The sequence below is a fragment of the Algoriphagus aestuariicola genome (assembly GCF_017254835.1).
Taxonomy (GTDB): Bacteria; Bacteroidota; Bacteroidia; order Cytophagales; family Cyclobacteriaceae; genus Algoriphagus; species Algoriphagus aestuariicola.
This window is the reverse complement of sequence record NZ_JAFKCW010000005.1, coordinates 334,856-358,241: the sequence shown is the minus strand read 5'-3', so window position 1 is coordinate 358,241 and position 23,386 is coordinate 334,856. Positions and strand designations below refer to the sequence as shown.

General features: G+C 46.4%; 21 protein-coding genes. 10 read left to right on the top strand and 11 right to left on the bottom strand.

The annotated features are described in order from the left end of the window. The first annotated feature begins 188 nt into the window (after positions 1-188). Positions 189-3,866, top strand: coding sequence for a phosphoribosylformylglycinamidine synthase (purL, locus tag J0A67_RS20730; protein ID WP_206571409.1), 3,678 nt, complete (start codon positions 189-191; stop codon positions 3,864-3,866). A gap of 159 nt (positions 3,867-4,025) precedes the next feature. Here purL and J0A67_RS20725 read toward each other — a convergent pair whose 3' ends face one another. Then, entirely contained in the window at positions 4,026-4,571 is a 546-nt protein-coding gene (locus tag J0A67_RS20725) for a hypothetical protein (protein WP_206571304.1), read from the bottom strand. Positions 4,572-4,736: 165 nt separating this feature from the next. Here J0A67_RS20725 and J0A67_RS20720 point away from each other — a divergent pair, with 165 nt between their 5' ends. After that, positions 4,737-5,264, top strand: coding sequence for a hypothetical protein (locus J0A67_RS20720; protein WP_206571303.1), 528 nt, complete (start codon positions 4,737-4,739; stop codon positions 5,262-5,264). 184 nt (positions 5,265-5,448) lie between these two features. On the opposite strand, the gene J0A67_RS20715 is transcribed toward J0A67_RS20720, so the two are convergent. The 3 genes from J0A67_RS20715 to J0A67_RS20705 form a co-directional block, all read right to left on the bottom strand. Then, positions 5,449-5,664, bottom strand: a complete 216-nt coding sequence (locus J0A67_RS20715; protein ID WP_206571302.1) for a hypothetical protein — start codon at positions 5,662-5,664, stop codon at positions 5,449-5,451. A gap of 57 nt (positions 5,665-5,721) precedes the next feature. Further along, complete coding sequence (locus tag J0A67_RS20710; protein WP_206571301.1) at positions 5,722-6,195, bottom strand: hypothetical protein; 474 nt, start codon at positions 6,193-6,195, stop codon at positions 5,722-5,724. A gap of 485 nt (positions 6,196-6,680) precedes the next feature. Beyond that, on the bottom strand, positions 6,681-6,824 hold the full coding sequence (locus tag J0A67_RS20705; protein WP_317195073.1) for a GreA/GreB family elongation factor: 144 nt from the start codon (positions 6,822-6,824) through the stop codon (positions 6,681-6,683). 500 nt (positions 6,825-7,324) lie between these two features. On the opposite strand from J0A67_RS20705, the gene J0A67_RS20700 reads away from it, so the two are divergent. From J0A67_RS20700 to J0A67_RS20690, 3 genes are all read left to right on the top strand, one after another. Further along, positions 7,325-8,578 carry a cation:proton antiporter gene (locus tag J0A67_RS20700; RefSeq protein ID WP_241265279.1) on the top strand — a complete coding sequence of 418 codons (1,254 nt, stop codon included), beginning with the start codon at positions 7,325-7,327 and terminating at the stop codon, positions 8,576-8,578. Between the two features lie 644 nt (positions 8,579-9,222). Next, positions 9,223-10,056, top strand: a complete 834-nt coding sequence (locus tag J0A67_RS20695) for a sugar phosphate isomerase/epimerase family protein (RefSeq protein WP_206571299.1) — start codon at positions 9,223-9,225, stop codon at positions 10,054-10,056. Between the two features lie 227 nt (positions 10,057-10,283). Continuing rightward, the gene (locus J0A67_RS20690) at positions 10,284-10,556 is read left to right on the top strand and encodes a hypothetical protein (RefSeq protein WP_206571298.1); all 273 of its coding nucleotides are present in this window, start codon (positions 10,284-10,286) and stop codon (positions 10,554-10,556) included. A 30-nt stretch (positions 10,557-10,586) separates the two neighbouring features. On the opposite strand, the gene greB is transcribed toward J0A67_RS20690, so the two are convergent. Then, positions 10,587-11,060: a transcription elongation factor GreB gene (gene greB, locus J0A67_RS20685; RefSeq protein WP_206571297.1), complete on the bottom strand. Its 474-nt coding sequence runs from the start codon at positions 11,058-11,060 to the stop codon at positions 10,587-10,589. 486 nt (positions 11,061-11,546) lie between these two features. On the opposite strand from greB, the gene J0A67_RS20680 reads away from it, so the two are divergent. Next, positions 11,547-11,819, top strand: coding sequence for a hypothetical protein (locus J0A67_RS20680; RefSeq protein WP_206571296.1), 273 nt, complete (start codon positions 11,547-11,549; stop codon positions 11,817-11,819). A gap of 614 nt (positions 11,820-12,433) precedes the next feature. On the opposite strand, the gene J0A67_RS20675 is transcribed toward J0A67_RS20680, so the two are convergent. The 4 genes from J0A67_RS20675 to murI all read right to left on the bottom strand — a co-directional run bounded on the left by J0A67_RS20675 (position 12,434) and on the right by murI (position 17,620). Continuing rightward, positions 12,434-12,889, bottom strand: a complete 456-nt coding sequence (locus J0A67_RS20675) for a COG2426 family protein (protein ID WP_206571295.1) — start codon at positions 12,887-12,889, stop codon at positions 12,434-12,436. Positions 12,890-13,135: 246 nt separating this feature from the next. Then, on the bottom strand, positions 13,136-14,152 hold the full coding sequence (locus J0A67_RS20670; protein WP_206571294.1) for a polysaccharide lyase: 1,017 nt from the start codon (positions 14,150-14,152) through the stop codon (positions 13,136-13,138). 430 nt (positions 14,153-14,582) lie between these two features. Further along, positions 14,583-16,655, bottom strand: a complete 2,073-nt coding sequence (locus J0A67_RS20665) for a S9 family peptidase (RefSeq protein ID WP_206571293.1) — start codon at positions 16,653-16,655, stop codon at positions 14,583-14,585. Between the two features lie 134 nt (positions 16,656-16,789). Further along, positions 16,790-17,620 carry a glutamate racemase gene (murI, locus tag J0A67_RS20660; protein WP_206571292.1) on the bottom strand — a complete coding sequence of 277 codons (831 nt, stop codon included), beginning with the start codon at positions 17,618-17,620 and terminating at the stop codon, positions 16,790-16,792. A 412-nt stretch (positions 17,621-18,032) separates the two neighbouring features. Here murI and purH point away from each other — a divergent pair, with 412 nt between their 5' ends. Further along, positions 18,033-19,559 (top strand): bifunctional phosphoribosylaminoimidazolecarboxamide formyltransferase/IMP cyclohydrolase, encoded by a 1,527-nt coding sequence (gene purH, locus J0A67_RS20655; protein ID WP_206571291.1) that lies wholly within the window; start codon positions 18,033-18,035, stop codon positions 19,557-19,559. A 180-nt stretch (positions 19,560-19,739) separates the two neighbouring features. Here purH and J0A67_RS20650 read toward each other — a convergent pair whose 3' ends face one another. Further along, entirely contained in the window at positions 19,740-20,057 is a 318-nt protein-coding gene (locus J0A67_RS20650; RefSeq protein ID WP_206571290.1) for a hypothetical protein, read from the bottom strand. On the opposite strand from J0A67_RS20650, the gene nudK reads away from it, so the two are divergent. After that, positions 20,056-20,634: a GDP-mannose pyrophosphatase NudK gene (gene nudK / locus J0A67_RS20645; RefSeq protein WP_206571289.1), complete on the top strand. Its 579-nt coding sequence runs from the start codon at positions 20,056-20,058 to the stop codon at positions 20,632-20,634. The genes J0A67_RS20650 and nudK overlap by 2 nt on opposite strands. 549 nt (positions 20,635-21,183) lie before the next feature. On the opposite strand, the gene J0A67_RS20640 is transcribed toward nudK, so the two are convergent. Further along, positions 21,184-22,692 (bottom strand): glycoside hydrolase family 43 protein, encoded by a 1,509-nt coding sequence (locus J0A67_RS20640; protein WP_206571288.1) that lies wholly within the window; start codon positions 22,690-22,692, stop codon positions 21,184-21,186. A 142-nt stretch (positions 22,693-22,834) separates the two neighbouring features. On the opposite strand from J0A67_RS20640, the gene J0A67_RS20635 reads away from it, so the two are divergent. After that, on the top strand, positions 22,835-23,071 hold the full coding sequence (locus J0A67_RS20635; RefSeq protein WP_206571287.1) for a hypothetical protein: 237 nt from the start codon (positions 22,835-22,837) through the stop codon (positions 23,069-23,071). Then, positions 23,053-23,352, top strand: a complete 300-nt coding sequence (locus J0A67_RS20630) for a type II toxin-antitoxin system RelE/ParE family toxin (RefSeq protein WP_206571286.1) — start codon at positions 23,053-23,055, stop codon at positions 23,350-23,352. Before J0A67_RS20635 ends, J0A67_RS20630 begins: the two co-directional genes overlap by 19 nt. Positions 23,353-23,386 lie beyond the last annotated feature (34 nt).

The following is a 23,386-nucleotide window of genomic DNA, read 5'->3' as shown; positions in this document are numbered from 1 at the left end:
CCCTAGTATTTGGTTCTTCTATGCTGACTACCGATGCATATCATTTGGGCTATAGCCGAGGACCATCACTCCTCGTTCTCCTCGGCATTCTTTGTCTTCCCATCGCTATCTTCGTAGCCCTGCCTCCAACTTGCCACTTCCAAACTTCCCCCCAATTCCTTACCTTTGCGGCTTACCAGCCAAAGGACATGATTTTCTTCTTTGAATCCCCTCAGAAACTCATCTACGGAGTTCAAGTTCCCCATCCTCTCAGCACCGAAGACATCGCGAAACTCACCTGGCTTTTTGGCGAGGCCAAGCTTCAGGAGGGTGATAAAGTAGCCGGAAAATATTCAGGACCTCGCAAGGAAATGATTACCCCATGGTCTACCAACGCCGTGGAAATCACCGTCAACATGGGAATTCAGGGCATTCAGCGTATCGAGGAATTTTTCCCTATGGCTGAGGGAGATCAGATCGACCCCATGCTGCAAAAGGCCTACGAGGGCCTTGATCAGGAAATCTTCGACATTCATCTTCAGCCTGAGCCAATCAAAGCGGTAACTGACATTGCTTCTTACAACAAATCCGAAGGCTTGGCTTTGAGCCAAGAAGAAGTGGATTACCTGGAAAATGTCGCCAAACAACTGGAGCGACCTTTGACAGACTCAGAAGTATTCGGATTTTCCCAAGTAAACTCCGAGCACTGCCGTCATAAAATTTTCAACGGAACCTTTATCATCGATGGAGAAGAGCAGCCAATGACGCTTTTCCAATTGATTAAGGAGACTTCCAAAAAGCATCCAAACCGTATCGCTTCTGCTTACAAGGACAACGTGGCCTTTATCCAAGGTCCAAAAATCCAGCAGTTTGCTCCGAAGACTCAGCACCAAGCTGACTTCTTCGAGACTCGCGAGATCGATTCGGTGATTTCTCTTAAAGCTGAAACACACAACTTCCCGACGACTGTCGAGCCATTCAACGGAGCGGCTACTGGTTCGGGTGGTGAAATCCGTGACCGTTTGGCAGGTGGAACCGCATCTATTCCTTTGGCGGGAACGGCAGTCTATATGACTTCATATTCTCGTTCTGAAAAAGGAAGAAGCTGGGAGAAAAACTTGGCCGAGAGACCTTGGCTATACCAAACTCCAATGGACATCCTGATCAAAGCTTCCAACGGAGCTTCTGATTTTGGAAACAAATTCGGCCAGCCATTGATCGCTGGTTCCTTGTTGACCTTCGAGCACGAAGAAGGCGACAAGCAATACGGATTTGACAAAGTAATCATGCTGGCAGGTGGTGTTGGCTTTACCAATGCCAAATACACCAAGAAAGAAGAACCAAAAACCGGCGACCAGATCGTCATCATGGGCGGAGACAACTACCGCATCGGGATGGGTGGATCTGCCGTTTCTTCCTTGAATACAGGGGAGCTTTCCAATGCCATCGAGCTTAATGCAGTTCAGCGATCCAATCCTGAAATGCAGAAGCGAGTATCCAACGTGATCCGCGCCATGGCAGAAAGCGAAAACAACCCAATCATCTCCATTCACGATCACGGAGCAGGCGGGCACTTGAACTGTCTTTCTGAATTGGTGGAAAGCACCGGTGGGACGATCCACATTGATCAGTTGCCTGTGGGAGACCCTACCCTTTCTTCCAAAGAAATTATCGGCAACGAGTCCCAAGAACGTATGGGATTGGTAGTCGGAAAAAAGGATATCGCAACCCTGAAGCAACTTTCCGAGCGTGAGCGCGCCCCATTCTATGTGGTGGGCGAGACGACCGGAGACATGCACTTCAAGTTTGAAAACCAAAAAACTGGCGAAAAACCAGTGGATTGGAATCTGAGCTACATGTTTGGATCTTCTCCTAAGACCATTTTGGAAGACAAAACAGGCTTGACTCCAAAGTTTGCGGAAGCAGAACTGGAAGCTGGCAAACTAAAGGAATATATCGAGGAAGTCCTTCAACTGGAAGGTGTGGCTTGTAAGGACTGGTTGACCAATAAGGTAGACCGATCTGTAACAGGTCGTGTTGCCACACAGCAAACTGTCGGTGAAATCCAGGTTCCGCTCAATGACTTGGGCGTAATGGCCTTGGACTTTACCGGCAACAAAGGTATCGCAACTTCTATCGGTCACGCTGCCGTTGCTGCTTTGGCTAATCCTGAGGCTGGTTCCAGGCTGGCTATCGCCGAGTCTTTGACCAACTTGGTTTTCTCTCCGATCACGGATGGCCTGAAGGGTGTTTCCCTTTCTGCCAACTGGATGTGGCCTGCGAAAAACGCGGGAGAAAACGACCGTCTATACCGTGCCGTAAAAGCTTGCTCTGACTTCGCCATCGAATTGGGTGTGAATATCCCAACCGGAAAAGACTCCCTTTCCATGACTCAGAAATATCCTGACGGAAAGGTCGTGTACTCTCCGGGAACCGTAATCATCTCCACGGTTGGGGAATGCTCGGATGTGAAAAAGACGGTGAAAGCCGCATTACTCCCACAGGAAGGCAGCAAAGTTCTATACCTAGACTTTTCCCAAGATTCCGCCAAACTCGCTGGATCTTCTCTATACCAAATCCTTAACAAAGTAGGACAGGATACGCCAAATGTTGCGGACTCTGCCTATTTCGCAAAAGCGTTCACTGCTGTTCAGACCCTGATTGAAAAAGGTTTGGTATTGGCAGGACACGATATCTCTTCCGGTGGTTTGCTTACTGCTTTGTTGGAAATGTGCTTCCCAAGCAAGTCTGTCGGTCTTTCTGTCAAAGAAAGTCGTCTGGCAGAAAGCAACCTCATTAAAGCGCTATTCTCCGAAAATCCAGGCATCCTAATTCAGGTGGCAGATACCAATGCTGCAGAAGGTTTGCTTGCAGAAGCAGAAATCGACTTCGTGGAATTGGCGGAAGTGACTCTGGATGGGAAAGTGACTTTAGAAGCTCAAACCTTGGAAGTAGCTCGGTTGAGAGACCTGTGGTTTAAGTCTTCTTACCTATTGGACACAAAGCAAAGCGGAGAAAAACTAGCCAAAGACCGCTTTGACAACTATAAAAATCAAGCCCTCAGCTATGAGTTTGCGCCAAACTGGAAAGGCAGCTTTGAAGCATCCGGCTTGAATCCATACCGTACTGAAAAAGGCAAAGCCAAGGCTGCCATCATCCGCGAAAAAGGGGTGAATGGTGACCGAGAGATGGCTTATGCACTTTGGTTGGCAGGATTTGAAGTGAAAGATGTGCACATGACCGACTTGATCGCCGGCAGAGAAAACCTGGAAGACGTGCAGATGATCGTCTTCGTGGGTGGATTCTCCAACTCCGACGTATTGGGTTCTGCTAAAGGTTGGGCGGGTGCATTCCTCTACAATCCAAAAGCAAAACAAGCCTTGGACAACTTCTACGCTCGTCCTGACACCCTTTCTTTGGGCGTATGTAACGGTTGCCAGCTGATGATCGAACTGGGTCTAGTGACTCCAGATCATGACGAGAAGCCTAAAATGCTTCACAACGCCAGCCATAAGTTTGAGTCTTGCTTCGTGAACGTAACTATCCCTCAAAACAACTCCGTGATGCTAGGTAGCCTAAGCGGCCAGCGTCTGGGTGTTTGGGTAGCGCACGGCGAGGGCAAATTCTACCTTCCAAAAGGTGAGAATGCCTACAACTTCGCCATGAAGTACAGCTATGCCGCTTATCCAGGCAACCCGAATGGATCTGACTTTGCGACGGCAGGTATTGCCTCCGAAGACGGAAGACATTTGGCCTTTATGCCTCACATCGAGCGAAGCTTGAAGCCATGGAACTGGGCTCACTACCCTAGCGAAAGAAACGACGACTTCACTCCTTGGATGGAAGCGTTTGTGAATGCTAGAAAATGGGTGGAAGCGAAAGGATAAAATCTGAAAGCTGAAGTTTGAAAGCTGAAATAAAAATCCCTTCTGGAGCAATCTGGAGGGGATTTTTTTTTGATCGAGGAAAAAGTCGCTTTAGTATATAATCGCAAAAACAAACCGTCCACAAATTCAAATCCAACCGTCCCATGAAATTTGACAGCTTCAAGAAGATATAATCTGCATTTCTGCAATCTTTTGAACAGTTAAGTATGGTTCTGAAAGCTTTTCTAAAGTGTATTCTCCAGCTTCAATTTTACGTATCAAATTGAAAGCCGCCTGTTCTATGTCAGCATAAAAGTCTTCTAGAACAATATACATTTGTCCCTTTTCATTTTTCTTTAAATGAAGTTCTTGATCATTGACCCCATCCCGAGTTGCCAAGGTAATCTTTGATTGATTGTGCTTGAATTGATGAATCATTGGACATCTAAAATCCCTGTAAAAGCTAATTTCACTTTCATCATCTAAAAAGCCCTGATATTTTTTACCGAGTAATAACATTCCTTGTCTGAATCTTTTTTTTGACAAACCTCTTTCTTCAGAATCAAAAGGCTTACTATCCTGGCAGGCCCCCAGAAACTCAATTCCTTGGATTAATATCAAAAACTTGATGTATGGAGCCTCTTTGTAGGAGACCAATTCACACATTTCGGATAAAAAGACACTTCTAATAAAGTCTACAACATCTTGTTTATGCTCAGTGATCATTTGATTGACGATTTGATTTCCTTCAATTTAGCAATTAATCCCCCGCTGAGCGTAGTATAGCGCATACCTAGGCGTAGTTTGTAACTACGCCTTCCTATTCTTTCGAATTTGCAATTCGCCACTACGCCAAGCGGCAAATCGTTGGAAGTAGGCTAAAATGACGATATGGAACAGCTCAAGAGTATATTTGAAATAGAAGACAACGGGGATTTCGATAAGGCTTTCGAGTTATATCACGAGTTATACAAAACCAATCCTACGGACTTTGAAATTTGGAAACATTTCTTTTTTTTCCTTTGGATAGCGATTGAAGACGCCAAGTCAGAATTTCATGAAAGAATAAACCTTCGACAACGATTAAAAGAAATGTTTGACGATGGAAAGAGCAAATTTCAGCATCTGGCAGAATTCAAATTTATTGCAGGTTATACAGTTTCAATCTTCCCTTATGAATTTGGCGACTATGTTGACCTAGAAAAAGAAGGTAAAGAGCTACTTCGAGAAGCCTATCAAGAAGAACCTGACAATAAAATCTACCGAATGGTCTATCTCAGCATTTCAAATTCTGACAAAAATGACAATAGACAATCGGAGTTGGATGCAAGTCCCGTTGTTTTGAAGAGATTTCAAGGGCCAGGACTCCTGAATGAGTACTTCAGACAAGTATTGAACAGAATAGATAAAAAACCCTAACCCCCCTCTGAGCGTAGTTTGACGCTTGCCTAGGCGTAGTCCGAGATAGCCAACGGGAGAAAAACGCCTTCCTATCCCTTCGAATTTGCAATTCGCTAGGACACCAGACGCAAGGAGCAGCCACACTCCCTACCCCACCTCCGAGGTACCCCCCTCCACCTCAAACATGCGGTGTCGGATGTTTTTAATCCGGCACCGGATGTATTGGGTCCGAGATTGGATCTTTGAGATCCGGTATGGCATATTTGACTTGCGGTGTCCTGGCTTTTGGCTCCGGTACCGCATGTTTTACCTGCGGCATCGCGGTTCGGAACTGCGGCATCGGGCCCTTGACTTGCGTTATTCCATTTTTGCAATGGGAAATCCTATCCCGAGCCTCCCCTCCTTTATCCTTAGCCATCAAAAAAGCCGAGTCTTTCGACTCGGCTTGGGTAGGATAAGCAAATTTTCTCCAGCCTCAGTCTTCCGCGGAAGAAGCGGATTTGGGAGACACCTCAAAGCGCTTTTTCAGCTCATCATAGATGGCTTTTGCTCCCGGGATTTTTAGCTTCACGGCCAGCTTGATGGAGTTGTAAAAGGCCAAAGCCTGCACATAGGCCTCCGAACCTGCCTCCATGGCCGTATCGCTGAATTCATCCCAGCTTTGCTTGGCCATGGTGAGAAAGGGCTTGATCTGGAAGTAGGCATCCAGATCCTTTTTCATCTCCTCGACATCCATAAAAGGAGGAGCGAATTGCGGGTTTTTACTCGCCAGTTCCAGCGCCTTAAGGACGAAGGCTTCTGTACCATCTGCCATCTTGGGCAGGTCTTGACGGTCTTTCGGGCTTAGGGTAATGGCATACTTCCTAAATGTGTCCCGAATGGTTTGGTAGGCATTGTCTAAAATCTGTTGATCCGCCTCCGAGATCTGAATGGGAATCTTGTTTTCCATGGCATTAAAAATTAAAGGTGAAACAAAAATGAAAACCAATAAAAGAATACTGTAACTAAAAGATAATTGTCGGATCAATCCCCTCCAAGCATTTAAACGAAAATAAACGTTTAAACCAGCCTTTTCTCCTAAAAATACCCACTACAGGGTAGGTGGAGACTCGGCTTTTGAAAGTCCATCTTAGCAAACTTCTGGAAAAAAGTCCAAAATCCCCCAAGGCCCCCTCTGAGCGAAGTTTGGGCGGTTCCCAGGCGTAGTCCGCGATCGCCATCGAACATAAACAAAATCTTCCTTTGCGTTCCCACAGGGGCGCTAGCCCCGACATCTTCGTAGAAAAATCAGATCACACCTTCCCCAAATGGGGCATAGCCCTGACATCAACCGAATCCCACGAAAGCAGATCACAGCGCTACGCGCCTCGCGAAACTAGGCCTAGCGCCAAGATCTACTAAGATCACCGGGTTACGCCCCTGCAAAGCTATCTCTCACTTCTCATACTCAACCTTTCTGATCTTCCATGCCGTATTTCCATTTGGCGTTTGGACAACAGCTTCCTCTCCCACTTCCTTTTTCAGAAAGGCTTGGTCCATGGGAGAATCAATCGAGACATAGTTCCTGTGCTCAAAAATCTCAGCGGATTACCCCCCCAAAAAAAAACCGGCCCCGTGTCTCAGAATTCCAATTGGAATTAGACCGCATCATCCGCACAGCACCTCTTTTTGGAAGTAAGTCAAAACCCCAGCTGGCATTTGCGATTCCTTCTCTCGATTACAAACAAAGAAGTACACTCATCCGCATTTAAATATTTATTGGCCTTACTTCCCAATACGTACTTTGAAAATCCCCCACATCGTAATACTGACAACGGAAGTTTTCCTGAATCGATTTTTGCCAGAATCCGATCAGATGGGATTAATTGACTATCGAGAATGGAGGGATCTCGCCAAGAATTTTATCAGTATGACCTGCCGCTCAAGAAACTAACTGCACCAAAGTTCGAAACTAAACTTAGGGACTTTCTGAAATCGAATGAACATTGGACGAATCAGTAAGCTCATCGACCAAAGTAAAGCCGGGTCGAGGATCAAAATTGACAGGATAATCAAAAATTAAGCATAATTTACCATTCATGACGATCACTATAGTAATCACATTTTGCACGTTGCTGCTCATTGCTTATGTGTTTGACCTGACATCTGCCAAGACAAAAGTTCCATCTGTCATATTCTTGCTGCTACTGGGATGGTCTGTGAGAAAACTTACCGTTTTGATCGACCTTCCGCTTCCCGATTTTTCGCCTTTTCTTCCGGTCTTAGGTACGATCGGCCTTATTTTGATCGTGCTTGAGGGTTCTTTGGAACTTGAGCTGAATAAATCCAAGTTTGGACTTATCGGAAAATCGTTCTTGGGGGCTTTACTTCCCATTATCGCTTTAGCCTTCATCTTTGCTTTTGCTTTTAGATATTTTGGAGACTATAGCCTTAGAGACAGCATCGTAAATGCAATCCCATTCTGCGTAATCAGCAGCGCCATTGCTATTCCCAGCGTCAGAAATCTTCAATCACACAACAAAGAGTTTGTCATCTACGAAAGCAGCCTGTCGGATATATTGGGAGTTCTTCTTTTTAACTTCCTGGCTTTCAATGAGGTAATCACTGCTTCTTCATTCGGATACTTCGCCTTCCAACTCTTAATCATCGCAGTGGTTTCCTTCATTGCCACGATTGGCTTATCCTTTCTCCTAAATAAGATTGAGCACCATGTAAAATTTGTTCCCATCATATTGTTGGTTGTTTTGATTTACGCGGTTTCAGAGATCTATCATCTACCCGCGCTGATTTTCATTTTGATTTTTGGACTGGCGATCGGCAACCTTGACGAGTTGAAAAAATTTGAGTGGATAAAAAGATTCAAACCGGAAGATCTGAATACAGAAGTCACAAAATTCAAAGAGTTGACTACAGAAGCCGCATTCCTGATACGCGCCATTTTCTTCATACTTTTCGGATATTTGATCGAAACCATCGAAGTCATCAACACGGATACTTTCATCTGGTCATTGGGAGTTGTGATTTGCATTTTCGCCGTCAGGGCCATCCAACTCAAACTTTCGAAACTCCCCTTGCGTCCGCTGTTGTTTGTTGCACCCCGTGGGCTTATTACCATTTTGCTGTTCTTATCCATCGCGCCTCCAAAGTCGATTCCATTCGTGAACAATTCACTCGTTATTCAGGTAATTATCTTGACGGCTTTGGTCATGATGATAGGATTGATGACCAATAAAACCCAAAAGCCAGAATTGGAAAAGAATCAAGATACTCTATCGCAGGGACCGCAATCTTTGGAAATTTTTAAGAACAAAAATTCAAGTCAGAAGGTTTAATCAAAACCTCCCTTCGCTGTCACAGGAGAAAAAAGTTTCGATTGTGTTTGCATCATTCTATCCAAATCAGATCAAAGAGATCCCCAGCAATGATACCTCCTGGACTGGGTGTTGTAACCAGGCCTCCCTACCCTTCGAATTTGCAATTCGCCACGACACCAGACCCAAAGCGCAGCAGTCAACGAGAAAGTGGAAGGGATATTTGGGACCTATGCGAATTACTTTCAGCTCCGGCAAGTTAGTAGTTCGCTGAAAACAAATATTGCCAGGGGATAATCCCGAAGAGATTGCATGTTTATAGAATATGAGGCTATGGATGACATTCGACCCCGATGGGGTCGTACCGGGTTCCATCTGTTTCGGCTATACGCATCTGACCCATTCTGGGTCGTTTTTTTCACTCACTCCCAAGTTTGTTTCCCCACCGACCGGCACTTCTTCCTTCCCGCTGAAATAAAAAAAATAAAGAACAGACGTCCTCCGGCGAATCACAGGGCATCTGTTTGGCTTGCATTCGCTAAATTGGATACAAAGAACCTTAAAATAAACTGTATGTAATCGAGCAGGACTCAGGCGTCACACTCTGGGATAGTTATTTCTCCTGCGAGCTTCCACATAGCAATTGAAAAACAAAAAACAAACCCATGAAATTAACCGCATTGACCTTTTTGCTTGCAATCGCCACAATAGTGTGCAAAGCCCAGGAAACCAGACCAGGACCGCAGCTTCCACCGGAAACAGGGGAACAGTTCAAAGTCGGAATCGCAGGCTATACCTTCGTAAAATTCGACCTGGACAAAACCCTCGAGACGTTGAAAGCCCTGGATGTGCACTACCTTTGCATCAAGGATTTTCATTTGCCTATGAACAGCACCGATGCTGAGATTGCTGCTTTTCATGCGAAGCTGAAAGCCCATGACGTGACCGGATATGCCGTTGGCCCGATCTATATGAGATCCGAGGAGGAAATCGACAAGGCATTTGACTATGCAAAAAGGGTAGGCGTAAAGTTGATTGTAGGCGTTCCCAATCCGGAGTTGCTTCCTTACGTCGAGAAAAAGGTAAAAGAGTATGACTTCAAATACGCCATCCATTTGCATGGGCCGGATATCAAAATCTATCCCGATGCCGACGATGTCTGGAACCACACCAAAGACCTCGATCCTCGGATTGGCATGTGTCTGGACATTGGACACGACACCAGAAATGGCAAAGATCCTGTAGCCGATCTGGAAAAATACCACAGCCGTGTCTTCGACATGCACATCAAGGATGTAACTGCTCCGGTCAAAGCGGGCTATTCACTCGAAGTAGGCCGAGGAATCATCGACTTTCCAGCCATGGTGCGAATGATCCGAAGGGTTGGCTACACCGGCGTATGCAGTCTGGAGCACGAGAGAAACATGGACAATCCATTTATGGGCATTGCCGAATCCATCGGTTATTTCCGTGGTGTCATCGAAACAACCAAAGAATAGGATTTTGAATAAGCCTTGCGCCTAAAAAGGCTGGATTCTAAAGAGTTCAGCCTTTTTTAATAGTATCGCTCCCCTGAGAACAGAGCTTTCTCCTCCGCTCATAATTTTCAGGATCTTTCTGACGTATTCTCAGCCAGTTGATTTTTGGATATCTTGATTTAAAAATAATCGGAAGTGAACTTGAATAGCCCAATTCAGGAAATGGACCAATTAAACTCGCCAAAAAAATGGAAAAGAAGAATTATTCCGGCATGACAGATGCCGAACTGTTGCTAGAAAAAAAGAACTTCAAAACCTCCAGACTTCTTCATGCGGCTGGAATTGGTTTCCTGGCGGGTATCGTGGTTTTTGGATTTGGAGCTTGGATTTTATCCTCAGACAGGAGCTTGGGATTCCTTATTCCCATGTTTTTTCCCATCCTGTTTATTTACAAAATGCTTAAAAACCCCAAACAAGATGATGGCCTGATGGAGGTTTTGAAGGCTCGTGGCCTGAATTGAGGATTGGACAGAAATTCTTGCCTAGCCCCCTCACTTCTCATACTCAATCTTCCTCACTCGCCAAGCCATTTGCATCGTTGGGGTTTGAACAACAGCTTCCTCTCCCACTTCCTTTTTCAGCAGAGCTTGGGCCATGGGGGAATCGATGGAGATATAGTCCCTGCGCTCAAAAATCTCCTCTCCGCCCACGATGCGGAAGCGGAACTTTTGTCCCTTGGCATTTTCGATCTCTACCCAAGCTCCGAACATCACTTTTCCCTCCTGATAGGGCGTATAGGAGATCACCTTTAGGTCATCGACGCACTTGCGCAGGTAGTGGACACGTCGGTCTATTTCCCGGAGACGTTTCTTGTTGTAGTGGTAGTCGGCATTTTCCGAGCGGTCACCGAGGCTCGCCGCCCAAGCGACTTTTTGGGTAGTCTCCGGACGCTCCACCTTCCACAGGTGATCCAGCTCGGCCTTTAGCTTTTCCAAACCTTCCGGGGTAATCCACATCGTCTTCATTTCGCTATTTGGGGTTTTGATGAACCAAGGAGCCCAATCTATGTCGGCCCAAAAAACGGGCAAATGTCCCAAAATCCCAAAACCTCGCGATTGTCGCTATTCTACGCTCCGCGTTAGCTTTATCACAACTATTTTTAAGGTTCAAACCGAGGTCTGTTTGGCGCAAAATTAACTGTTTGTTGATTTATACAGGGACTATTCTGAATCAGAAAATACAAGTTTGAACCTTAGCAAAAACCTTTGAGACAATCACATCAGTCACCGAGTTCCGAGGCAAGGTTCCATCCTTTTGGACCCCAAAAATCAGGCTCGCCCCATATTATTAATTATCAATAATCTAATTTTCATCTCTTTCTACAAGAATGGGTAACTTATTTGGGCTGGGGACAGCCCCTTTCCTCCGGCATACCAAAAACTGTTTGAGTAATAAGGGGGGCGAATTCCGAAAAGCCAAAAGAGTAGGAATCACTTTTAATCCATTAACCAATGCCAACAGTAGTGATGCGCCATAAGGTGGGCGATTTTGATACTTGGATGAAGGGACATCCAGACCGCGTGGAAATCTTCGCCAAATTCGCGTCGGGCTTCCAGACTTTTCAGGACACAGATGATCCCAATTCGATCGTACTGGTCGCCGAAGTAAACGATTTGAGTTTGATGCAGGACATTTTGGGAGATCCAGAGGTCATGGTAAAAGTGGCCAAGGAGAAACACACGGTTCTGGAGCCGGTGGTCGTCTCGATGCCAGTACCGGTTTAGTCCGGCAAATTGAAGAAGTGGCAGCGATTGTTGTTACCGGGGAGAGTGGCTCAGTATCTGGCTCCCAGGACCAGATCCTAGGCCGCTCTCCTCCAGTTTTTCATCACATCCAATTCTTCTCTATTTTAATTCACACGCAGTCCGCCAACCATGAAATATATAACTGCTCTTTTCTTGTGTTTGGCTGTGATGAGCTGCAGCCAACCCGATGTAGACACTCAAACTGAAGGTGAAAAACTGATGCAACTGAGTAGGGACGGCGCTCAGGCAACCTAAGGGCATGCCGCCTCTGAATGGTAAAGCGGCAATAGGAAAAATGGTAGAGGAAAGCTTCCAAATCCCGGGGTTTCGCATTTTCTGGGAACCCAAAAGAGTCTAAGTCTCAGAAAGTGGAGACATGGCCTACATGATTGAGGACTCCCTAGTCTCTTGTCCTGATTCGACTGGGAAGTTGGTCACTTATCACAGCCAAGCAGTAAGTATCTTGAAAAGGCAAACGTATGGTTCTTGGAAAAATGTCGTTGACATTTCCAGCCCAAGCGTACAGTAGGTCGCTCCTCCTGTTTTTGTCAAACTATCACTGAAACTGGGTTTCTTACTTTCCCACAGTTCAATCAAAACCCTCCCATGGCCATGACAGTGGTCAGCCAAACAATTAGACAGGAGATGAAAATACCGATGGTGTTTGCCAAGAAGGCTTTTTTGCGATCCAATCCGAAAAGATATCCCGCGATGGTCCCCGCATAAACGCCCGTACCCGGAACCGGTACCAATACGAAAACCATCAGGCCCCAAAAGCCATATTTCTTCACATTCTTGCCTGCGCCGGCTTTGGCCCTACGGCCCACAAAAATCGCCGCCTTTTTGTAATGATACCACCTCATGAAGTAGCGGTTTACCACATCCAAAAAAAACGACATCAAGGGGAAGATGAGCACATTGGCAACAAAGCAAAGGAAGAAGGCCAAATAAATGTTTATTCCATTCAGGATGGCATAGGGTATACCGATTTTTGCCTCACCAAAGGGGGAAATGCTCCAAAGAATAGCTATAAGTAGGTCGAGAAACATTCGGTGCTGATTTGATGCCGCGAAAATAGTGAATACCGTAGATGCTGCCGCTAGGCGAATCTTTAAATTCTCTGTAGGAACGCAGTCCAAAAGAAAAGGATTTGGTTTTTTTGAGTAAAAAAAACTCTCCACAATTGCCTGTCTCAGCCTGCCATGCTGTCTAAGCCTAGTACCTTGACCGACTTGTAAGTCATCCCTTGATTTTCGCGTAAACGCTGCTGACTGCTGGGCTATCTTCAAGCCGGCTTATTCCGAAATCGGAGTATATAACTTCTGCGACGCGGAATGTAGTTGGAGACCGCGTGGAGCATTGGGGTTTGCGGCCAAATACTTCTTGCTGTATTGCCAAAAATACACGTCATCCATCCACATAAACTGATCCCTATCCGGTGCAAATCTTTCGTCTGCCCCGCCCATAAAAGTATGCAGGGCCAAGGAATTGATTCTTTGCGGACTTGTAGCCGTCCGCATTTCAATATTCTGTGCCGACGCCACAAGCATTCCGTCCAACCAAACTTGCATGATCCCGTTGGCCTTGCCGATTTCATTTGCTACGACACGAACAGACAACTCCTGCCAAACACCTTTTTTTAATTGGCCGAATCGACCCTGGCCCATGTCATCTCCATAGGTATCGCCCATGCTGTGGTGATACACGTACATTCTGAGTTTTCCGCCAGCTTCTTGCATCAACCTTAGACTTGCTCCCTTGTCACCTATACCGGGGCCGACTCCCCCGGAGGCAACAGTCTGAACAGAACCGAATCCTACTCCCGGAAGTTTGGCGCCAAGGGCCCAATCAAAATCATTTTGATATTTGATGCGATACGTCCAATAGATCTCCGTAATATCATCTGGCGTATCCCGGAAATCGCTCCATTGGTTTAGTCCGCCGCCTCTACCCCAAGTTCCTTTGGGGAAAAAGCTGGCCAAGACCTTCTTTCCGTCGACCGTCTGAACTTGGGTGGTATTGGGAAGATATAGCTTCCCTCCTTTCCAGTCCGACTTCAACTGGTCATCGGTATAATATCCTTCGGAATGGTTGTTGAAATCCACCTTCCTCCTAATGAAAAAATCATCCAAATTGGGAAGAGGCTCCCCGCCAATTCCTGCTCTGGTTGAAAGAGAAGAACTGACAGTAGGAAAATCTTCGTTGATGGCATCGTAACCAAATAAAGAATTGAGACTTGCTATTAAACTGATACCAGGTAAAACAATCGAAAAGAGGGACCAAAACAGCGATATAATGGATTTTTTTTCCATGAGTAAACTCTTCTTAAAATTAAAAATCTGAACATACAGGATCTGTTGCTAAAAGAATTGTAACGCTTTGCCTTTGAGGTGGCGAAAACATAAACCTACACCGACATAAACAAACGGAACCGCACTTCAAAAATACAAATTTGCCCTTTATCCATCGATGTTGGTGTATACTCTTTTGCTTTTCGGGGTTTACTTGTTCTAATCTCTGCCTTAATGAGAATGGGATTTCGAGTGGATTTATCCCGAAATTTTCAAAAAAAAAACCATGCCCCAATCACTTGGTGCATGGTTTTCACCATTTCATGCGGATAAAGGAAAGAGGCTTCGGCTCATGTCACCACCACGGTTCGACAAGTCAACCGCTCTAGCCCACCTGCCAAGCAATTTCGAAGGTGACCAAACATCGGACATTGGACATCCGACCCGAAGATTACCTCACCACCTCTTTATAATCCGTCACCAGATGCTTGATAAAAAACTCCATCATTCGATCACGGTTTAGGGCTGTATGACCGCCATCGGGAGCGATCTGAACTTCTATGCTTTTGCCTGCATCCTGAAAAGCTTTGATCAGCTGAAGGGAATTGGAAGGGTGAACGTTGTTGTCAGCCGTACCGAAGAAAATTAGTAACTCTCCCTGCAACTGATCCGCCATGTTCATTAGGCTGAATCGATTATATCCTTCCAGATTGCTTTTCAGGGTACCCATGAAGCGTTCCGTATAGATATTATCATAGTTTCTCCAGTCCGTCACGGAGGAGTTGGCTACAGCGGCATGGAAAAGCTCCGGGAATCTCAGAAGCATGGTAGCGGCAGTCGTTCCTCCGTAGGAAGTGCCATACACGCCCACGCGATCTTTGTCAAAGTACGGACGGCTGTGAAGCGACTTGACGCCCTCCGCGAAATCATCCATTTCCACCAAGCCCAAGTTGCCGTACAGTTGATCCAAGAGTTTTTTGCCTCGGCCTCTTACGTTTCTGCCGTCGATATTCAGCACCAAGAATCCATACTCAGTCAATGGATCGGGATAGACGAATGTCTCGCGGAAAGCATTCGTGGCAGGACCTCCATAGTTGCTGAGGATTACCGGATACTTTTTGGATGGATCAAAATCCGATGGGAAGTGAATCAGGCCATGGAGCTCGGTCACTCCGTCTTTGGAAGTGAAGGTGAACATTTCAGTCTTTTTTAGTCCCAATTCCTCAAACTTGCTCGTGTCACTTTTGGCAAGCTCGGCCACTACCTTTCCTTTGGCATCGATGAGTTTGGTAAACGGAGCTACATCATGCGTCTGGGCTACGTCGACGAAGTATTTTCCATCAGGAGAAATAGAGACGCTGTGATTGTACGCCGGGTCGGTCAAGCGGGTGTCCTTGCTTCCGTCGAAATTCACCCTGTGAAGCTGCATCTTCATGTGGTTGTCCCCGCTTCTGGCCATGTAGTAAAGTGTCCCGTTTTTCTCGTCCACCCTCACAATGTTGGCAACTTCGAAAGGATGCTGGGTGATCGTGCTGACCAAGGTTCCGTCGAAATTGTACAGGTAGTAGTTGTTGAAGCCGCTGCGCTCGGAAGCCCAGATAAATTGGGTACCATTGTCCAAGACATGCATTTCCGGGGAATTCTCTACCCAACTCGCAAGCCATTCTTCGTGGATGATGGTCCGGCTCTTGCCAGTCACCGGATCAGCGGCACGAAGCTCCAGGATGTTTTGCAATCTATTCGTGCTGTGGTAGATCAGCTCCTTGCCATCTGGAGTCCAGGAAATGTCATAGATATAGGTGCCGAGATCGCCGTCGTCGAAGGCTTTTCCATCGCGGATGTCCAGCTTGCTGAGTTTTTTGGTTTCCAAGTCATAAACCATCAGATCTACCGGCAGATTCGGCTCGCCCACTTTGGGATAGGCTTCGATTTCCAGAGAGTCGTAGAGGTTGAGCTGATCGAGCAGCACATAATATTTCTTGACATCCTTCTCCTCAAATCGGTAGAAAGCAATCTTTTTGCTGTCCGGTGACCACCACATCGCGGTATTTTGACTGAGTTCCTCGCCGTATACCCAAGTCGCAATGCCGTATTTCACTTGATTATTCTCATTGCCATCAGTAGTCAGTGCGATCACACCAGAACCGTCCGGTTTGCTGAGGTACATGTTGCGATCCTTGGTGAAAGCTTTGAAAGCACCATCAGGAGACGTTGCTGAGTCGAATTGACGTCCACGAGCGGGGCCGGTTCGTCTTCTTCCCTCAGGCTTTGGAGCTTCTCCGATTTCGCTGGCCTTTTTCGACTTGATATCGTAGCGGTAGAGTTTTCCGTCTTGGCTATACTCAAAAGAGCTTCCGTCTTCGCTCCATTTGGCTGAAAGCGCACCGGATTTGACTGAGCTGTAGATTTGGGGGGAAATTTTTTGGTATTGCTCGTAGCCAGGCATGTTCTTCAGTTTGTCCTGAGCCTGCGACACGGAAATAGTGGCAACCAAAGCAGCTGCCAGGAAGAACCAGTTCTTCATGTTCTATCTGGGTTAAATTTATTTAAGGTTCGATGATACGGGTTTTGAAACTAAAAATGGGGAGGAAATACACGGAAGGCGGCTTGGGAAGTAGAAAAAGCATTTCCCAAGGGATTTTTCGAATGCAATCGACTTCACAGATGGATACCAACTGCGTTGATCTCGCGACCGAGGATTATCTCCGCCCGCTTTGCAAAGTCCGAAGGGTCATCAGTAGTACAAAAGCGGTGGTCTTGTCCCTTGCTGAGCCGGGACTCCATCTCGGGGTGGCGGTTTAGATAGTCCACCAGACTCCTGGCTACGATTTCCCCCTGCGGCACGAGCGTCATGTCGTGCGGGATGTGCTGCTTGAGTTTGGGGAGAAGCAAAGGGTAGTGCGTGCATCCGAGGAGGAGCGTATCGATCCCCTTTTCCTGCGCCAACAATTGGTTAAGGTATTTTTTCACGAAAAAATCCGCCCCTTCACCTTCATGCTCATTGCTTTCAATGAGCGGTACCCATAGCGGACAGGCCTGCTGGAAAACCTCTACCTCGGGCCAGTATTTTTTCAATTCCGTAGGATAGGAATCTGATTTCACTGTTCCGCTGGTACCCAAGATCCCCACTTTCTTGGACCGGGTAAACTGTCCGAGTATCTCTGTGGTAGGCCGGATCACTCCCAAAACTCTTCGAGTGGGATCGGCTGTTTTCGGCAGGTCCAGCTGCTGGATATTTCTGAGGGCTTTGGCACTTGCAGTATTGCAAGCGAGCAAAACTAAAGGACAGCCCTGTCCAAAAAACCATTGCACCGCCTCCCAGGTGTAATGATAGACCGTCTCAAAACTTCGGGAACCATAGGGTGCTCGGGCATTGTCGCCCAAGTAGAGGTAGTCGTATTGAGGCAAAAGCTTTTCTATTTCCTTGAAAACAGTGAGGCCGCCAAAGCCGCTGTCGAAAATGCCGATGGGAGAAGTGCTGGAATTCATTCGTGACGGATAAGTCCTGCAATTTGCATGTTAAAGCGGAATGAACCGCGCTCGCAGCCACAATTGCTCTAAAATGAGAAAGACACTTCCATGTGGTTTTGGACGACATTCATTTCGGCCCGACAATCAGACGGCCCAGCGTTGGAATAAACTCCCTCAGCCCCATATTTTTCAACTCTGGGGATGGCAAAAACCCGGTGATCCGGCTGGAAAGTCCACATTTTGTCTTCTTGGATACTCAAGAAAAATATCCTCCAGACAAACAGAAACAGTTCGGGGCAAGAATCAGAATTTCCTTTTCTTTACCTCATGCAAAACAGCGTTTTCCGAAATGCATCGATCTCATTTCCCGCCTTGCCCGCTTTTTCCTACCTTTGCGCTTTCCCTTGAAATCATCCAAAACCATTTAGAAATGGCCGTCAAAAAAATCGAATCCGCGCTCGTCTCCGTCTACTACAAGGACAATCTCGAACCTATCATCGCATTGCTGAAAAAGCATGGAGTGAAAATCTATTCCACCGGTGGTACACAGAAGTTTATTGAAGAGCAAGGTGCTGAAGTCATCCCAGTCGAGGAGCTCACTTCTTACCCCTCTATTTTTGGTGGCAGGGTAAAAACGCTCCACCCGAAGATCTTTGGAGGCATCCTGCACAGAAGAGAGAATGAGGGCGATTTGGCCCAAGCTGCGGAATACGGTATTCCGGCTATCGATTTGGTAATCGTGGATCTGTATCCCTTTGAGGAGACGGTAGCATCTGGCGCCTCGGAAGCTGACATTATCGAGAAGATCGATATCGGCGGTATCTCCCTGATCCGTGCCGCTGCCAAAAATTTCAAGGACGTGATCATTATCGCTTCCAAAGATCAATACACCGAACTGGAAGCCAAACTTGCTGAGCAGGATGGCGGAACAACAATCGAAGACAGACGCTATTTCGCCGCGCAGGCTTTCCAAGTGTCTTCCAACTACGACACGCATATTTTCAACTATTTCAATCAAGCCGAAAACATCCCAGCACTGAAAGTGTCCGAAACGAAAGCCAAGGCATTGCGCTACGGAGAAAATCCTCATCAGGCGGCGCACTTCTATGGAGACATGGAAGCTCTTTTCGACCAACTGAACGGCAAGGAACTCTCCTACAACAATCTAGTGGACGTGGACGCTGCAGTGAATTTGATCGCCGAATTCCCTGATCAAACCGCCTTCGCCATCCTCAAGCACACCAATGCCTGTGGATGCGCAATCGCCGACACCGTGCAGGAAGCCTACAAGAAGGCCTTTGAAGCGGACACCACTTCGGCTTTTGGCGGAGTCTTGGTGACCAATCAGACTGTGGATAAAGCTGCCGCTGAGGAGATGCACTCGCTTTTCTTTGAGGTGTTGATCGCTCCTGAGTTCACTGAGGAGGCTTTGACCGTTTTGAAAGGCAAGAAAAACAGAATCCTTCTTCGTCAGAAAATGGCGCTTCCGGGCACCAAGATGATCAAGACTTTGCTCAATGGAATCATCGAGCAGGATAAGGATTTGGCTACCGAAAGCAAGGCTGATTTCAAAGTAGTGACCAAAGTCGCTCCTACTGAAAAAGAACTGGACGCTTTGGTTTTTGCGGCGAAAGTCTGCAAGCACACCAAGTCAAACACCATTATCCTAAGCAACGATACCCAGCTTTTCTCAAGCGGAGTAGGTCAAACCTCCCGAGTGGATGCTTTGCGTCAGGCGATCATCAAAGCCAAGGAATTCGGTTTTGAGCTGAAAGGTGCCGTAATGGCATCTGATGCCTTCTTCCCATTCCCGGATTGTGTAGAGATCGCACATGAAGCCGGCATCACTGCAGTCGTCCAGCCAGGTGGATCGATCAAAGATCAGGACAGCATCAACTACTGTGACGCGCATGGCATGGCGATGGTGATGACAGGTGTGAGACATTTCAAACATTAAGTATCTAGACTTTAATATCAAGTAATAGAAACAAGAGACTAGAGACTAGAACCAAGTAGCGCGTAGCTAGACGTAAGTATCAAGACCTTTGAGGTGTCACCCTGAGCGAAGTCGCTGGGCCACTTCAAAGGTCTTTTTTTTGTAAAAGGTCTACTCGAAGAAAGTCCTTGAATGCTGATTCTAGTCGTGAATTTCATCCATCGACCACAAAGTACAAATCGGAAAGGTGCGGTGGGCGGATTTGCCAGCGAGCCAGCGTTCGGCCTTGTGCAGTTGGAGCTTTGGCAAATCTTGACCTTTTGGTTCTTTTGGGTCAAGCCAAAAGAACAGTAAAAGAAATGACCCAAACCAACTTGCAAAGGCATCACAACAAAGCATGAAATTAGCTGCATATTGATAGACTTCCTCGAAACTTATTCCATTAAACCCGTAACTGCATCGCCCCGTTAGACCAGAGAATTTTGCAAACTCATTTTTGAAAACACCTTCCAAATCCATGATTCAAAACGTAAAAATCACAGACACCCAAATCCTTTCGGACAACTGGTATATCCTCAAAAAAATCACATACCGATACAGCAAGAAAAACGGGGAAGTACTGACCCAAAGCCGGGAGGCCTATGACCGAGGCAACGGCGCCACCATCCTACTCTACCATCCCGAGCAAAAAACGGTGATTCTTACCCGGCAATTTCGCCTGCCAACCTATATCAATGGCAATGAATCCGGCATGCTGATCGAAGCCTGCGCAGGCCTACTGGACAACGAAAATGCAGAAGACTGCATCAAGCGAGAGACTGAAGAGGAAACCGGCTACAAAATCTCCAAGGTCCGCAAGATCTTCGAAGCCTATATGTCCCCCGGTTCGGTCACGGAGATCCTTCACTTTTTCATCGCCGAATACCGAAATGACATGAAGGTAAGTGAAGGCGGCGGAGCCGAGCATGAGGAAGAAAACATCGAAGTATTGGAAATCCCCATCGATCAAGCGATGGCAATGGTCGAAAGCGGCGAAATCAAGGACGGGAAGACGATTTTATTGCTGCAATTTGTGAAACTGAAGGGGGTGGTTTAAATGGGCAAAGGCATTCAAGTCTCCTGTAATTTCAATGTGAACACTCGATCTATTTTACAGGACTAACTAAAAAATATCCATATAGACCCACTGCGGGAAAGCCTGTGATCACCACCAGCCAAGACAAAATCCTATATGATACTTGATCAAACTCAGAACCCTTAAATTCCCAATAAATCTTTTCAAACACTCTATTAAACACTAAAAGATAATAGAACAAAACCAAACTCAGGACCTCGATCAAAAGACCTATTTTGAAGGAAATCCTAGTCCCAATTAAGCATTGAAAAGTAAGTGCGCGAATAACTGCAATCAAAAAACTCAACGAACATCCTACAAGCCCGAATGCTTTCAAATGAGGGACACTCGTTCCAAAACGATCATCTTGGCAATATGCATTGTACACATGAAAATATATGATTCTTAGATATTTTGTCACTTTCACTAGATATCGGGATTCAAACAACTACTTTAACAACGATCGTTGGGTGGAATTTGCAATTCCAGCCGAATATCCTTTCCAATTTGCAATTGGCAAAACCTCCAATTCTAATACCTCACCTCAAACTCCCCAAAGCTACCTTCGCCATCTCCCTTTACGGAAAGGCCAGCCTTCATCCCCCAAGACCACCAGGCCAGGTTGTCTCCAACAATTTCTCCGCCAATGGCATCCCAGGTTTGTCCATCCGAACTGAAAGAAAATTGAAACTGCTTTCCATCAGTCATTTGGGCTTTGAGAAATAGATTTTCTGAGAAGTCCAGCGGCTTTTTTTCCAAAACCTGAAACTCTCCCTGCTTTAGTTTCCAGAGAAGCAATGAATCTCCTTGAACTCCCAGCCCAAGGCTATTGTCTTTGGTGACATAAAAGGTCAAACTTCGCAGCGCCTCGCTTTTTCCGTGAACTTGGGTCTGAAATTCTGCATTGGCTTTTTCGGGATTGATTCCCAAAAAGGCTGGAATGGCCGAGGAATCCGCAGTCAAAATCAGGTTTCCATCAGCAACTCTAGCGATCATATCGCCAGCCTCCACATCAAACCTCCAATTTGCTTTCAAGACATTTCCATCAAATTGGTCCATAAAATTACTCGCCAAATTGGCTGGACTTCCAGCTTGGAAATTGGCGGTGAATTTTGGCCAGCCTGTTTTCTCATCCCAAGCGATCTGGCTCAACAGTGCCGATCTGCCCAGATTGGGAAAGCCCGCGCTGGGATAGGCATGATAGAGATAGTACCAGTCCCCATCGTTTTGCACAGCCGTACCGTGGCCGGGACATTTCCAATTTTCGTTGCCAACCAAGATGGGATTTCCTGCATATTTCTCCCAAGGCCCCTCCATCGTTTTTGCCCGGGCCACACCGACTTGGTAGTCGCAATTGGCCCCGCAGCAGGCATTCCCCGAATAAAACATATACAAATAGCCGTCTCTTTCCATGATGGTTTGGCCTTCGATACCTCCTCTTTCCCATGTATCCGCATCAGCTACCAGCACTTCGAAACTTTCCCCTGCGAGGGAAAGCCCGTCCCTGCTCAGTTTGGAGCCCAAGAGCGTGATGGGTTTGTCTTTGGTCAGCCCGTAAGCTTTCCAAGTGATGTACAAATCGTCTCCCTGTTGGTTGACAAAGGCGTCGATGGCCTCCTCTCCCCACTTGATGATCACCCCATGATCCTGGAAGCCCTGCTTTATATCCTTGGTCGAGGCGACTCCTATCATGGAAACTCCGTCTTTGTGCCTCGCGGTATAGTAGCAATAGAAAGTCCCATCTTTGTAAAAAAGCTCCGGCGCCCAAAAACTATTGATCGTCCAATCGGGCTTTTCCTGAAAAACGTAGTCAACAAATGTCCAATTCTTCAGATCCTTGGATTCGTAGATCGGGTAGTAAGGCCCCCAAGCATTGGAGGAGCCCGAGGCATAGAAGGTCCCGTCCACTTCAATCAGCGTCGGATCAGGTAGCTCACCGGGAATGACCTGTTCTTGGATGATTTCAGCCTTTTCGGGTTTGACACACGAGAAAGCCAGGATGAGGGCAAACAGGGTAAAAATGGGAAATCGCTTTTTCATAAAAACTGAATCATCGGGAAGGTTTGATGGCTAAAGATATCGGCTGACCGGCAAATCCCGGCAAAAGGAATGAATTTGGAAAACCCACCTTTCTCTTTTTCGGTTAAAAAAAGGTAATTTGTTGCAACAAACTAGTTCAAACATGGACTCTTGCGAGAAAATCAAAGAAAATCTCATTTCCAGAATCAGGGAATCCAATGATCTGGATCTGCTACAGACACTTAAGTCCCTGGTAGACTCGTCCGAAGCGGGTTTGTTTGAGCTTTCTGAAGATCAAGCCGAAGCGATTGAAATAGGAAGGGGGCAAATTAAAAATGGCAAATGCTCCTCCCATCAGCAAGTGGTCTCCGATATGAAGGCATGGCTTTCAAAAAAATAGTCTGGTCGGATCTTGCGAAGGACGAGCTTCACCATGTCCTAGAATTTTACACCCTTCGAAACGGATCTCCCGGATATAGCCTGAAACTGCTGGATGAGATCGATCACCTCTTGGTTGCATTGGCGGAAAACAAATTTCTCGGAAGGTTGGCATCAAACCGGTCAACCAGAGTTCTGCCGCTTCGCTACTACCTGATTTTTTACGAAGTAACAATCAACCAGATTGAAATCGTCTCCTTTTGGGACAATCGCCAAAACCCCAAAAAGAGAAAAGTCAAATGAGATATTTTGGGCTTTTGGGGACGGCGCTTTCTAT

Excerpts from the sequence above, each read along its gene's own strand:
- J0A67_RS20675 (WP_206571295.1), bottom strand. The coding sequence starts at position 12,889 with ATGTTTCTCGACCTACTTATAGCTATTCTTTGGAGCATTTCCCCCTTT.
- purH (WP_206571291.1), top strand. The coding sequence starts at position 18,033 with ATGGCCGTCAAAAAAATCGAATCCGCGCTCGTCTCCGTCTACTACAAG.
- J0A67_RS20665 (WP_206571293.1), bottom strand. The coding sequence starts at position 16,655 with ATGAAGAACTGGTTCTTCCTGGCAGCTGCTTTGGTTGCCACTATTTCC.
- nudK (WP_206571289.1), top strand. The coding sequence starts at position 20,056 with ATGATTCAAAACGTAAAAATCACAGACACCCAAATCCTTTCGGACAAC.
- J0A67_RS20700 (WP_241265279.1), top strand. The coding sequence starts at position 7,325 with ATGACGATCACTATAGTAATCACATTTTGCACGTTGCTGCTCATTGCT.
- J0A67_RS20650 (WP_206571290.1), bottom strand. The coding sequence starts at position 20,057 with ATGGATTTGGAAGGTGTTTTCAAAAATGAGTTTGCAAAATTCTCTGGT.
- J0A67_RS20725 (WP_206571304.1), bottom strand. The coding sequence starts at position 4,571 with ATGATCACTGAGCATAAACAAGATGTTGTAGACTTTATTAGAAGTGTC.
- J0A67_RS20715 (WP_206571302.1), bottom strand. The coding sequence starts at position 5,664 with ATGGCTAAGGATAAAGGAGGGGAGGCTCGGGATAGGATTTCCCATTGC.
- J0A67_RS20710 (WP_206571301.1), bottom strand. The coding sequence starts at position 6,195 with ATGGAAAACAAGATTCCCATTCAGATCTCGGAGGCGGATCAACAGATT.
- purL (WP_206571409.1), top strand. The coding sequence starts at position 189 with ATGATTTTCTTCTTTGAATCCCCTCAGAAACTCATCTACGGAGTTCAA.
- J0A67_RS20680 (WP_206571296.1), top strand. The coding sequence starts at position 11,547 with ATGCCAACAGTAGTGATGCGCCATAAGGTGGGCGATTTTGATACTTGG.
- J0A67_RS20630 (WP_206571286.1), top strand. The coding sequence starts at position 23,053 with ATGGCTTTCAAAAAAATAGTCTGGTCGGATCTTGCGAAGGACGAGCTT.
- J0A67_RS20690 (WP_206571298.1), top strand. The coding sequence starts at position 10,284 with ATGGAAAAGAAGAATTATTCCGGCATGACAGATGCCGAACTGTTGCTA.
- J0A67_RS20720 (WP_206571303.1), top strand. The coding sequence starts at position 4,737 with ATGGAACAGCTCAAGAGTATATTTGAAATAGAAGACAACGGGGATTTC.
- murI (WP_206571292.1), bottom strand. The coding sequence starts at position 17,620 with ATGAATTCCAGCACTTCTCCCATCGGCATTTTCGACAGCGGCTTTGGC.
- J0A67_RS20670 (WP_206571294.1), bottom strand. The coding sequence starts at position 14,152 with ATGGAAAAAAAATCCATTATATCGCTGTTTTGGTCCCTCTTTTCGATT.
- J0A67_RS20640 (WP_206571288.1), bottom strand. The coding sequence starts at position 22,692 with ATGAAAAAGCGATTTCCCATTTTTACCCTGTTTGCCCTCATCCTGGCT.
- J0A67_RS20635 (WP_206571287.1), top strand. The coding sequence starts at position 22,835 with ATGGACTCTTGCGAGAAAATCAAAGAAAATCTCATTTCCAGAATCAGG.
- greB (WP_206571297.1), bottom strand. The coding sequence starts at position 11,060 with ATGAAGACGATGTGGATTACCCCGGAAGGTTTGGAAAAGCTAAAGGCC.
- J0A67_RS20695 (WP_206571299.1), top strand. The coding sequence starts at position 9,223 with ATGAAATTAACCGCATTGACCTTTTTGCTTGCAATCGCCACAATAGTG.